The organism is Pseudomonas sp. HMWF021 (assembly GCF_003061005.1).
Taxonomy (GTDB): domain Bacteria; phylum Pseudomonadota; class Gammaproteobacteria; order Pseudomonadales; family Pseudomonadaceae; genus Aquipseudomonas.
The window spans coordinates 1-11326 of sequence record NZ_QAIK01000122.1 but is presented as its reverse complement, the minus strand read 5'-3'; the positions used below and the strand labels follow the sequence as shown (position 1 = coordinate 11326).

9 protein-coding genes are annotated in these 11326 nt (G+C 59.6%); 3 read left to right on the top strand and 6 right to left on the bottom strand.

Annotation, left to right across the window (positions count from 1 at the left end; genetic code table 11):
* From purB to DBR18_RS16750, 5 genes are all read right to left on the bottom strand, one after another.
* Positions 1-1230 (bottom strand): adenylosuccinate lyase (gene purB, locus DBR18_RS16770; RefSeq protein WP_256588756.1); only part of this gene is annotated, 1230 nt, incomplete at its 3' end.
* 127 nt (positions 1231-1357) lie between these two features.
* Positions 1358-1981: a high frequency lysogenization protein HflD gene (hflD, locus tag DBR18_RS16765; RefSeq protein WP_003223824.1), complete on the bottom strand. Its 624-nt coding sequence runs from the start codon at positions 1979-1981 to the stop codon at positions 1358-1360.
* A complete protein-coding gene (gene mnmA / locus DBR18_RS16760) occupies positions 1978-3102 on the bottom strand; it encodes a tRNA 2-thiouridine(34) synthase MnmA (RefSeq protein WP_007951446.1) in 1125 nt (374 codons plus the stop codon). The genes hflD and mnmA overlap by 4 nt, the downstream gene beginning before the upstream one ends.
* Positions 3103-3161: 59 nt before the next feature.
* Positions 3162-3608, bottom strand: coding sequence for an NUDIX hydrolase (locus DBR18_RS16755; RefSeq protein WP_041073236.1), 447 nt, complete (start codon positions 3606-3608; stop codon positions 3162-3164).
* A gap of 200 nt (positions 3609-3808) precedes the next feature.
* Positions 3809-6034, bottom strand: coding sequence for an NADP-dependent isocitrate dehydrogenase (locus tag DBR18_RS16750; RefSeq protein WP_108591149.1), 2226 nt, complete (start codon positions 6032-6034; stop codon positions 3809-3811).
* Positions 6035-6514: 480 nt separating this feature from the next.
* On the opposite strand from DBR18_RS16750, the gene icd reads away from it, so the two are divergent.
* On the top strand, positions 6515-7771 hold the full coding sequence (gene icd / locus DBR18_RS16740; RefSeq protein ID WP_108591148.1) for an NADP-dependent isocitrate dehydrogenase: 1257 nt from the start codon (positions 6515-6517) through the stop codon (positions 7769-7771).
* A gap of 61 nt (positions 7772-7832) precedes the next feature.
* Here the strand turns inward: icd and DBR18_RS16735 are convergent, their stop codons facing one another.
* A complete protein-coding gene (locus DBR18_RS16735) occupies positions 7833-8114 on the bottom strand; it encodes a cold shock domain-containing protein (RefSeq protein WP_108591176.1) in 282 nt (93 codons plus the stop codon).
* 224 nt (positions 8115-8338) lie between these two features.
* Here DBR18_RS16735 and clpS point away from each other — a divergent pair, with 224 nt between their 5' ends.
* Both clpS and clpA read left to right on the top strand, forming a co-directional pair.
* Complete coding sequence (gene clpS / locus DBR18_RS16730; RefSeq protein ID WP_016987405.1) at positions 8339-8722, top strand: ATP-dependent Clp protease adapter ClpS; 384 nt, start codon at positions 8339-8341, stop codon at positions 8720-8722.
* A 30-nt stretch (positions 8723-8752) separates the two neighbouring features.
* Entirely contained in the window at positions 8753-11023 is a 2271-nt protein-coding gene (gene clpA / locus DBR18_RS16725; protein ID WP_108591147.1) for an ATP-dependent Clp protease ATP-binding subunit ClpA, read from the top strand.
* The last annotated feature ends 303 nt before the right edge of the window (positions 11024-11326 follow it).

Genomic DNA, 11326 nt, shown 5'->3' with positions numbered 1-11326 from the left:
GGTCAGTTCTTTCAGCTTCTCGTAGGGGTTTTCGATGTTGTAGCGGCGCATCACGGTCTGGATCGGCTCGGCCAATACTTCCCAGCAAGCATCCAGGTCGGCAGCAATCTTGTCGGCGTTGAGCTCGAGTTTGCTGATGCCTTTGAGGCTGGCTTCGTAGGCGATCACGCTGTGAGCAAAGCCCACGCCGAGGTTGCGCAGTACGGTGGAGTCGGTCAGGTCGCGCTGCCAGCGGGAGATCGGCAGTTTGCTCGCCAGGTGCTGGAACAGTGCGTTGGCGATGCCCAGGTTGCCTTCGGAGTTTTCGAAGTCGATCGGGTTGACCTTGTGCGGCATCGTCGACGAACCGATTTCGCCGGCGATGGTGCGCTGCTTGAAGTAACCCAGGGAGATGTAGCCCCAGATGTCACGGTCGAAGTCGATCAGGATGGTGTTGAAGCGCGCGATCGCGTCGAACAGCTCGGCGATGTAGTCGTGCGGCTCGATCTGCGTGGTGTACGGGTTGAAGCCCAGGCCCAGCTCGTCTTCGATGAAGGCGCGGGCGTTGGCTTCCCAGTCGATCTGCGGGTAGGCCGACAGGTGCGCGTTGTAGTTGCCCACGGCGCCGTTGATCTTGCCCAGCAGCGGCACGGCGGCGACTTGAGCGATCTGACGCTCGAGACGGTAAACCACGTTCGCCAGCTCTTTGCCCAGAGTAGTCGGGGAAGCCGGTTGACCGTGGGTGCGCGACAGCATCGGCACGTCGGCGAAGCGGGTCGCCAGTTCGCGGATGGCGTTGGCGGTCTGGCGCATCAGCGGCAGCATCACGTCGTCACGGCCTTCGCGCAGCATCAGGGCGTGGGACAGGTTGTTGATGTCTTCACTGGTGCAGGCAAAGTGGATGAACTCGCTGACCTTGGCCAGCTCCGGCAGCTTGGCCGCCTGCTCCTTGAGCAGGTATTCGATCGCCTTGACGTCGTGGTTGGTGGTGCGCTCGATCTCTTTGACGCGCTCGGCGTGTTCCAGCGAGAAGTTTTCAGCCAGTTCGTTGAGAACGGCGTTGGCCTCGGCGGAGAAGGCGGGCACTTCCGGGATACCGGCGTGGGCGGCCAGGCGCTGGAGCCAGCGCACTTCAACCAGGACGCGGGCACGGATCAGGCCGTACTCGCTGAAAATCGGGCGCAGGGCCTGGGTTTTGCCGGCGTAGCGGCCGTCAACAGGGGAAACCGCAGTGAGCGAAGAGAGCTGCATGGGGTGTTCTCGGACAGTCGGGCAACGAAATGGGGCGCGTATCATACATGAAAAAATCCGCCGGTCCGTTGCCAACTGACCGGCGTATTACGCGCTACAGACTACAAAGCTTTTATTGCGCGACGATTTATTCGCTGCGCATCAATGGATACAGCTCTTTGAGCAGCTTGCGCCGGCTGATCACCAACTGCCAGCGGTGGCCGCCGAGCTGTCGCCACAGGCGTGCCGAGCGGATGCCGGCCAGCAGCAGGGCGCGGATTTTCGAGGCGTTGCTCGGTTGCTGCAGGTTGCGCATGTCGCCGTGCACCTGAATGCGCTGGCGCAGGGTGCTCAGGGTGTCCTGATACAGCGCGCCGCAGGCGGCGATCACGTTTTCGTGAGCCGGGCCGAAGTGTTCGACCTGCGACTGAATCTGGGGCAGGCGCTTGCCAATGGTGTCGAGCATGTCGTCACGTTTGGCCAGTTGGCGTTCCAGACCGAGCATCGACAGGGCGTAGCGCAGCGGCTCGCGTTGCAGAGTGCTCGGGTCGCGCTCGAGGGCGCCGATCAATGCCCGATAACCTTCGCGCAGATTGAGATCGTCGCCGCCGTAGACATCCAGTGTGTCCTTCGGGTCGCGCACCAGCAGGCTGCCGAGCATGCAGCTCAGGCCGGCCTCGCTGGTCTGGCCGGTCTTGGCGATCCGGTCGACCAGCACGGCGGCGAGAAACACGCCGCCCAGCGCCGTCAGCTGCTCCTGAGTCGGGCTCATGCCTGGCCGCTCCACGGCTCGGCGACTTCGATCACGCCGCCACCGAGGCAGATTTCACCGTCGTAGAACACCACGGACTGGCCCGGGGTCACCGCGCGCTGCGGTTCGTCGAACACGGCGCGGTAGCCAGTTGCGGTTTTTTCCAGGGTGCAGGCCTGATCGCTCTGGCGATAACGCACTTTGGCGGTCAGGCGCAGCGGCTGGCTCAGGTCGATCGGGTTGACCCAATAGATTTCCGAAGCGAGCAGGGCGCTGGAAAACAGCCACGGATGGTTGTTGCCCTGGCCGACGATCAGCTCATTGGTGTCCAGATCCTTGCGCAACACGTACCACGGCTCGTCGCCGGCGTCTTTCAGGCCGCCAATGCCCAAGCCCTGACGCTGACCGATGGTGTGGTACATCAAGCCGTGGTGACGGCCGATGACTTCGCCTTCGGTGGTCTTGATCTCGCCCGGTTGCGCCGGCAGGTATTGCTTGAGGAAATCGCTGAAACGACGCTCGCCGATGAAGCAGATCCCGGTGGAATCCTTCTTCTTGGCAGTCGCCAGCTCGTATTTCTCGGCAATGGCGCGCACTTCGGGCTTTTCCAGCTCGCCGACCGGGAACAGGGTCTTGGCGATCTGTTCGCCGCCAACGGCGTGCAGGAAGTAGCTCTGATCCTTGTTCGGGTCGAGGCCCTTGAGCAGTTCGGTGCGGCCATCGATGTCGCGACGACGCACGTAGTGGCCGGTGGCAATCAGATCGGCGCCGAGCATCATGGCGTAGTCGAGGAACGCCTTGAACTTGATCTCGCGGTTGCACAGGATGTCCGGGTTCGGCGTGCGACCGGCCTTGTATTCGGCCAGGAAGTGCTCGAACACGTTGTCCCAGTACTCGGCGGCGAAGTTGGCGGTGTGCAGCTTGATACCGATCTTGTCGCACACGGCCTGTGCATCCGCCAGGTCGTCCATGGCGGTGCAGTATTCCGTTCCGTCGTCTTCTTCCCAGTTCTTCATGAACAGGCCTTCCACTTCATAGCCCTGCTCGATCAGCAGGAGAGCGGAAACGGAAGAGTCCACGCCGCCGGACATGCCGACAATGACGCGCTTCTTGGATGTGTCAGAAGGGGCTGGATCACGCATAGGGATTCAATGAGTGTCTTGAAAAAGGACGCGATTCTATCAGGCTCACGGCCTCAAGGCTAAAGAGAAGGGCGGATCAGTTCGAGACTGAAGTGATGGCCGGCCAGATAATCGTCGATGCAGCGGATGATCAGCTCGCTGCGCCAGTTGTCGCGCTGGGCGATTAATTCGCTGCGGGTCAACCACTTGGCGCCGACGATGCCGTCGTCCAGTTGATAGTCCGGGTGATGTTTCACCGCTTTGGCGCTGAAGCACACACGCTGGTAAGTCACGCCGTTGCTCGGCGCGGTGTACAGGTAAATGCCGATCACGCCGGTGGGTTCGACGTCCCAGCCGGTTTCCTCGAGGGTTTCGCGGATGGCGGCGTCGATCAGGGTTTCGTCCGGGTCGAGATGGCCGGCGGGCTGGTTGAGCACATTACGCCCGGCCTTGTGCTCTTCGACCATCAGGAAGCGGCCGTTGTCTTCGACGATGGTGGCGACGGTGATGTGGGGGAGCCATTCCATGAAACTGTCCTCAATATCCAGGTTAAACCCGATTCCCTGTGGGAGCTGGCTTGCCAGCGATGGCGGCTTATCATTCAACATTGAAGGTGCCTGATCCACCGCTATCGCTGGCAAGCCAGCTCCCACAAGGGGTTTCGTGTTGTGTTCGGAAACACAAACCCCGGCGCAGGGCCGGGGTTTGTGATGTTCCCTTTACAACCTTAAACCAGCGCAGCAATCGCCGCGTTGAAGGTTGCGCTTGGGCGCATGGCCTTGCTGATCAGCTCGGCGTCGGCGTGGTAGTAACCGCCGATGTCCACTGGCTTGCCCTGCACGGCGTTGAGTTCGGCAACGATGGTCGCCTCGTTCTCGGTCAGGGTTTTGGCCAGGGGCGCGAACTGCGCTTGCAGTGCCGCGTCTTCGGTCTGGGCGGCCAGGGCCTGAGCCCAGTACAGCGCCAGGTAGAAGTGGCTGCCGCGGTTGTCGATGTTGCCGACTTTGCGCGATGGCGACTTGTTGTTGTCGAGGAACTGGCCGGTGGCCTGATCCAGGGTCTTGGACAGAACCAGCGCTTTCGGGTTGTTGTAGTTCACACCCAGATGCTCGAGGGACGCTGCCAGCGCGAGGAATTCGCCCAGCGAGTCCCAGCGCAGGAAGTTCTCTTCAACCAGTTGCTGCACGTGCTTCGGCGCCGAACCGCCAGCGCCGGTTTCGAACAGGCCACCGCCGTTCATCAGCGGCACGATCGACAGCATCTTGGCGCTGGTGCCCAGTTCCATGATCGGGAACAGGTCGGTCAGGTAGTCACGCAGTACGTTGCCGGTCACCGAAATGGTGTCCTTGCCTTCGCGGGTGCGCTGCAGGGTGTACTTCATGGCATCGACCGGCGCCATGATCTGGATGTCCAGACCGCTGGTGTCGTGATCCTTCAGGTACGCCTGAACCTTCTCGATGACCACGCCGTCGTGGGCGCGCATCGGGTCCAGCCAGAAAATGGCTGGAGTGCTGCTTGCACGAGCGCGGTTGACGGCCAGTTTGACCCAGTCCTGGATCGGCGCGTCTTTGGTCTGGCACATGCGGAAGATGTCGCCGGCTTCAACAGCCTGTTCCATCAGCAGGTTGCCCTTGCTGTCGGTGACGCGAACCACGCCGTCAGCCTTGATCTGGAAAGTCTTGTCGTGCGAGCCGTACTCTTCGGCTTTCTTCGCCATCAGACCAACGTTCGGCACGCTGCCCATGGTGGTCGGATCGAACGCGCCGTTGGCTTTGCAATCTTCGATCACAGCCTGGTAGATGGTTGCGTAGCAACGATCCGGGATCACGGCCTTGGTGTCGTGCAACTGGCCGTCGGTGCCCCACATCTTGCCGGAGTCACGGATCATGGCCGGCATCGAGGCGTCGACGATCACGTCGCTCGGCACGTGCAGGTTGGTGATGCCCTTGTCGGAGTTGACCATCGCCAGCGACGGACGCGCAGCGTAGACCGCAGCGATGTCGGCTTCGATCTGAGCTTGCTGCTCTGCCGGCAGGGCCTTGATGCGGGCGTACAGGTCGCCGATGCCGTTGTTCAGGTTGAAGCCGATCTGAGCCAGCACGTCGGCGTGCTTGGTCAGGGCGTCTTTGTAGAACTCGGCAACGATCTGGCCGAACATGATCGGGTCGGAGACCTTCATCATGGTCGCTTTCAGGTGTACCGAGAGCAGTACGCCCTGCGCCTTGGCGCTGTCGATTTCAGCAGCGATGAACGCGCGCAGGGCGTTTTTGCTCATCACGGCGCAGTCGAGGATCTCGCCAGCCTGAACGCTGGTTTTTTCTTTCAGGACGGTGGCGGTGCCGTCTTTGGCGATCAGCTCGATTTTCACAGCGTCAGCGGCGTCGATCAGGGCGGCTTTTTCGCTGCCGTAGAAATCGCCGGTGCTCATGTGAGCCACGTGGGACTTGGAGTCTTTGGCCCAGGCGCCCATTTTGTGCGGGTGCTTGCGCGCGTAGTTCTTGACCGACAGTGGAGCGCGGCGGTCGGAGTTGCCTTCACGCAGAACCGGGTTCACGGCGCTGCCCTTGACCTTGTCGTAACGCGCCTTGGCTTCTTTTTCGGCGTCGTTGGTCACGGTTTCCGGGTAGTCCGGCAGGTTGTAACCCTGGGCTTGCAGTTCTTTGATCGCTGCTTGCAGCTGAGGCACCGAAGCACTGATGTTCGGCAGCTTGATGATGTTGGCTTCAGGCGTAACGGCCAGGTCGCCCAGTTCGGCGAGGTGGTCGGCTACGGCTTTGTCGCCCAGTTGCTCGGGGAAGCTGGCCAGGATGCGCGCTGCAAGAGAGATATCGCGGGTTTCCACGGCGATATCGGCCGAGGCGGTGTAAGCCTCGATGATCGGCAGCAGGGAATAGGTGGCGAGGGCTGGAGCTTCGTCGGTGAAGGTATAGATGATCTTCGAGCGGGTGGGCATATTCGGATTAACTCTCTCTTCTTTGCTAAAGCGTGCGCGGAAACTCGAGGGGCGCCGGGTAAGCGCGTTCGTTCAAAGTCATCCATGAACCGAATGTCGAGAATCTTCGCGGTGATGTTGGGTGCATCGTTGAGCGTCAAGCAGTCGGACTGCGGTAACAGCCCGACCAATCAGGCGGAAAGTCTCGTGCTAGAGAGGCCAGCCGTCGTGACCCTTTGGTCAGCGGGCGGCATTATACATAGGTAGCTGGCAATCTGCCGATGGTTCATATGCAACCGGTCTCGTCCATTGGTCTAAAGGTCGCAGGGCAGGGTGGGGCGTAGAGTCGCTGCGAATGCTTGAGATTGGCGCTTTTCCCTTTGCTTTCAGGCTTGTACGAAACCGGATGTGCCCGCGCCGTGAACAGAGGGTTTGCGTGTTGATTTAACTGGGTTACGCTCGAACCAAGCCAGATGTTCAATCCAAACAATGGAGTTCAGCATGGGTTACAAGAAGATTCAGGTTCCAGCCGTCGGCGACAAAATCACCGTCAATGCAGACCATTCTCTCAATGTTCCTGATAACCCGATCATCCCCTTCATTGAAGGTGACGGCATTGGCGTCGACGTCAGCCCGGTGATGATCAAAGTGGTTGATGCTGCCGTGGCCAAGGCCTACGGGGGCAAGCGCAAGATTTCCTGGATGGAGGTTTATGCTGGCGAAAAAGCGACTCAGGTCTATGACCAGGACACCTGGCTGCCCCAGGAAACCCTGGACGCCGTCAAAGATTACGTGGTCTCCATCAAGGGCCCGCTGACCACCCCGGTCGGTGGTGGCATCCGCTCCCTCAACGTTGCCCTGCGCCAGCAGCTCGATCTTTATGTGTGCCTGCGTCCCGTGGTGTGGTTCGAAGGTGTACCGAGCCCGGTGAAAAAGCCTGGCGACGTCGACATGGTGATCTTCCGCGAGAACTCCGAAGACATTTATGCCGGTATCGAATGGAAGGCCGGTTCCCCTGAGGCCACCAAGGTCATCAAGTTTCTGAAAGAGGAAATGGGCGTCACCAAGATCCGTTTCGACCAGGATTGCGGTATCGGCATCAAGCCTGTTTCCAGGGAAGGCACCAAGCGTCTGGTGCGCAAGGCCCTGCAATACGTGGTGGACAACGACCGCAAGTCGCTGACCATCGTGCACAAGGGCAACATCATGAAATTCACCGAAGGTGCCTTCAAGGATTGGGGTTACGAGGTGGCGAAGGAAGAGTTCGGCGCCGAGCTGCTCGATGGCGGCCCGTGGATGAAATTCAAGAACCCGAAAACCGGCCGTGAAGTCATCGTCAAGGACGCTATCGCCGACGCCATGCTCCAGCAGATCCTGCTGCGTCCGGCCGAGTACGATGTGATCGCCACGCTGAACCTGAACGGGGACTACCTCTCCGACGCCCTGGCGGCGGAAGTGGGCGGTATCGGTATCGCGCCGGGCGCCAACCTGTCCGACACTGTGGCCATGTTCGAGGCAACCCACGGTACCGCGCCGAAGTACGCCGGCAAGGACCAGGTCAACCCGGGGTCGGTGATTCTGTCGGCCGAGATGATGTTGCGTCACCTGGGCTGGACCGAAGCCGCTGACCTGATCATCAAGGGCACGAACGGCGCCATCAAGGCCAAGACCGTGACCTATGACTTCGAACGTCTGATGGACGGTGCCACGCTGGTGTCTTCCTCGGGCTTCGGTGAGGCGATCATCAAACACATGTAAGCCATGCAGGTACAAAAAAACCGCCTTCGGGCGGTTTTTTCATGACCAGGTGACGGTTATGTCAGCCCGACACCTTTTCTTTATGAGGAGCAGGCGTCGCCGTTTCGCTTGCCACGGGCGCCGCTTTGATCTTTACCGCGTGCAAGCCTTTGGGGCCTTGCACGATCTCGAATTTTACGAGCTGCCCGGCCTTGAGGGTTTTATACCCTTCCATCTCAATGGCCGAGTAGTGTGCAAAGAAATCAATGTCCTTGCCGTCCTCGTCTCGTCCTTCGCGGGCATCGGTATTGATGAAGCCGAATCCCTTGGCATTGTTGAACCACTTGACCTTGCCGACAGCCATGCTCAAATCCCTCTGCAACAGACTCCATCGCTGGAGTATCATCCAGGACATCCGCAATCTGATTCGTTAAAAGAATTGACTCCGCGGATCTTTTTTACCCACTGTGGGCTCTATTGGTTGTAACACCGTTTTCCCGATAGTCAAGGTGACCGGGCAGTCGGAGTTGAAAAGGTGTGCAGCCGCCCCCACCACTGTATTTGCACAACTGACGAACCTTTCTTTCCATGCATGCAATCAGCCAGATTCGACTAACATTCAATCAGGATCGCCCGCTTCTCCAAAAGGATCTTCCAGAGGAGCACGACGACGATTCGGCAGGCGTTGCTGTTCAGGAAGCAAAGCCTGCGTTACAGGCGCCGCCGATGTACAAGGTGGTTTTGTTCAATGATGACTACACACCGATGGATTTCGTCGTCGAAGTGCTCGAGGTGTTTTTTAACCTGAATCGCGAGCTGGCGACCAAGGTCATGCTGGCCGTTCACACAGAAGGACGGGCAGTATGTGGAGTGTTTACCCGCGACATCGCCGAGACAAAGGCCATGCAGGTCAACCAGTACGCCAGGGAAAGCCAGCATCCGCTACTCTGTGAAATCGAGAAGGACGGTTAATCGCCGACCACTTGGGTATGAGGTGAAGCTATGTTAAACCGCGAGCTCGAAGTCACCCTCAATCTTGCCTTCAAGGAGGCTCGTTCGAAGCGTCATGAGTTCATGACCGTCGAACACCTGCTGCTGGCCCTATTGGACAATGAGGCTGCCGCCACCGTATTGCGTGCCTGCGGCGCAAACCTCGACAAACTCAAGCACGACCTGCAGGAGTTCATCGACTCCACCACGCCACTGATCCCCGTCCACGACGAGGATCGCGAAACCCAGCCAACCCTGGGCTTCCAGCGTGTACTGCAACGTGCTGTCTTTCATGTGCAGAGCTCGGGCAAACGCGAAGTAACCGGCGCCAACGTGCTGGTTGCAATCTTCAGTGAGCAAGAGAGTCAGGCCGTATTCCTGCTGAAACAGCAGAGCGTTGCGCGCATTGATGTCGTCAATTACATCGCTCACGGCATTTCCAAGGTGCCGGGGCATGGCGATCACTCTGAAGGTGAACAAGATATGCAGGACGACGAGGGCGGTGAGTCTTCTTCTTCAGGCAATCCGCTGGATGCTTATGCCAGCAATCTCAACGAACTTGCACGCCAGGGCCGCATCGATCCGCTGGTCGGTCGCGAGATGGAAGTCGAGCGTGTCGCGCAGATTCTGGCGCGTCGACGCAAGAACAATCCGCTGTTGGTAGGCGAGGCGGGCGTGGGTAAAACCGCGATTGCCGAAGGCCTGGCCAAGCGGATTGTCGACAACCAGGTACCGGATCTGCTGGCCAATAGCGTCGTCTATTCGCTCGACCTCGGCGCTCTGCTCGCAGGCACCAAGTATCGCGGTGATTTCGAGAAGCGCTTCAAGGCGCTGCTCAATGAACTGAAAAAACGTCCGCAGGCGATCCTGTTCATCGACGAGATCCACACCATCATCGGTGCGGGTGCTGCGTCCGGTGGCGTCATGGATGCCTCGAACCTGCTCAAGCCGCTGCTGTCGTCTGGCGACATTCGCTGCATCGGCTCGACCACGTTCCAGGAATTTCGCGGCATCTTCGAGAAGGATCGTGCCCTGGCACGACGCTTCCAGAAGGTCGATGTCGTCGAGCCGTCGGTGGAAGACACCATCGGCATCCTGCGCGGCCTGAAAGGGCGTTTCGAGCAGCACCACAACATCGAGTACAGCGATGAGTCGTTGCGCGCCGCTGCCGAGCTGGCATCGCGCTACATCAATGACCGGCACATGCCGGACAAGGCTATCGATGTGATCGACGAGGCGGGTGCCTACCAGCGCCTGCAACCGGCCGACAAACGCGTGAAGCGCATTGACGTGCCCCAGGTTGAAGACATCGTGGCGAAGATCGCGCGGATTCCGCCGAAACACGTCACCAGCTCCGACAAGGAACTGCTGCGCAACCTGGAGCGCGACCTGAAGCTGACGGTGTTTGGTCAGGACGCGGCGATCGATTCGCTGTCGACTGCGATCAAGCTGTCCCGTGCCGGCCTCAAGTCGCCTGACAAACCCGTCGGTTCGTTCCTGTTTGCAGGGCCTACCGGGGTCGGTAAAACCGAGGCGGCGCGGCAACTGGCCAAGGCGTTGGGCATTGAACTGGTGCGCTTCGACATGTCCGAGTACATGGAGCGTCACACCGTATCGCGTCTGATCGGTGCGCCTCCAGGCTATGTCGGCTTTGATCAGGGCGGTCTGTTGACCGAAGCGATCACCAAGCAGCCGCACTGCGTGTTGCTGCTCGATGAAATCGAGAAGGCGCATCCGGAAGTCTTCAACCTGCTGCTGCAGGTGATGGACCACGGTACGCTCACCGACAACAACGGGCGCAAGGCGGACTTCCGCAACGTGATCGTGATCATGACCACTAACGCCGGTGCCGAAACCGCGGCGCGTGCTTCGATCGGTTTCACCCATCAGGACCACTCGTCCGATGCGATGGAAGTGATCAAGAAGAGCTTCACGCCGGAATTCCGCAACCGTCTGGACACCATTATCCAGTTTGGTCGCCTCAGTCATGAGGTCATCAAAAGTGTGGTGGACAAGTTCCTTACCGAACTGCAGGCGCAGCTGGAAGACAAGCGTGTATTGCTTGAGGTCACGGATGCTGCGCGCAGCTGGCTGGCGGCGGGTGGTTATGACTCGGCGATGGGCGCGCGTCCGATGGCGCGTCTGATTCAGGACAAGATCAAGCGTCCGCTGGCGGAGGAAATTCTGTTTGGCGAGCTGGCCGAGCATGGCGGTGTGGTGCACATCGACATCAAGGATGGTGAGCTGACGTTTGACTTCGAGACCACCGCAGAAATGGCTTGAGGGTTGTTGGTCTGTTGTAAAGCGAAAGGCGCCTTCGGGCGCCTTTTTTGTTGTCTTATGGTTTTGGGTGTATATCCGTTGCTGCGGGTGTTGCTGATTACGGTTCCGCCCTTACGGCGGGTCACCTTTTCCAAACGCCGAAAAGGTAACCCAAAAGGCTTTACCCTGACGTTCGGCCCTCGCCTAGGCTCGGGTTCCTTCGCTGCGGGATTCATCCGGGGGGCAGCGCCTACGGTTTGCTTCGCTGCACCTCCTCTCGCTGTGTTTGGCTGCGCCAAACGGTCGCTGCGCTCCCACCCCCGG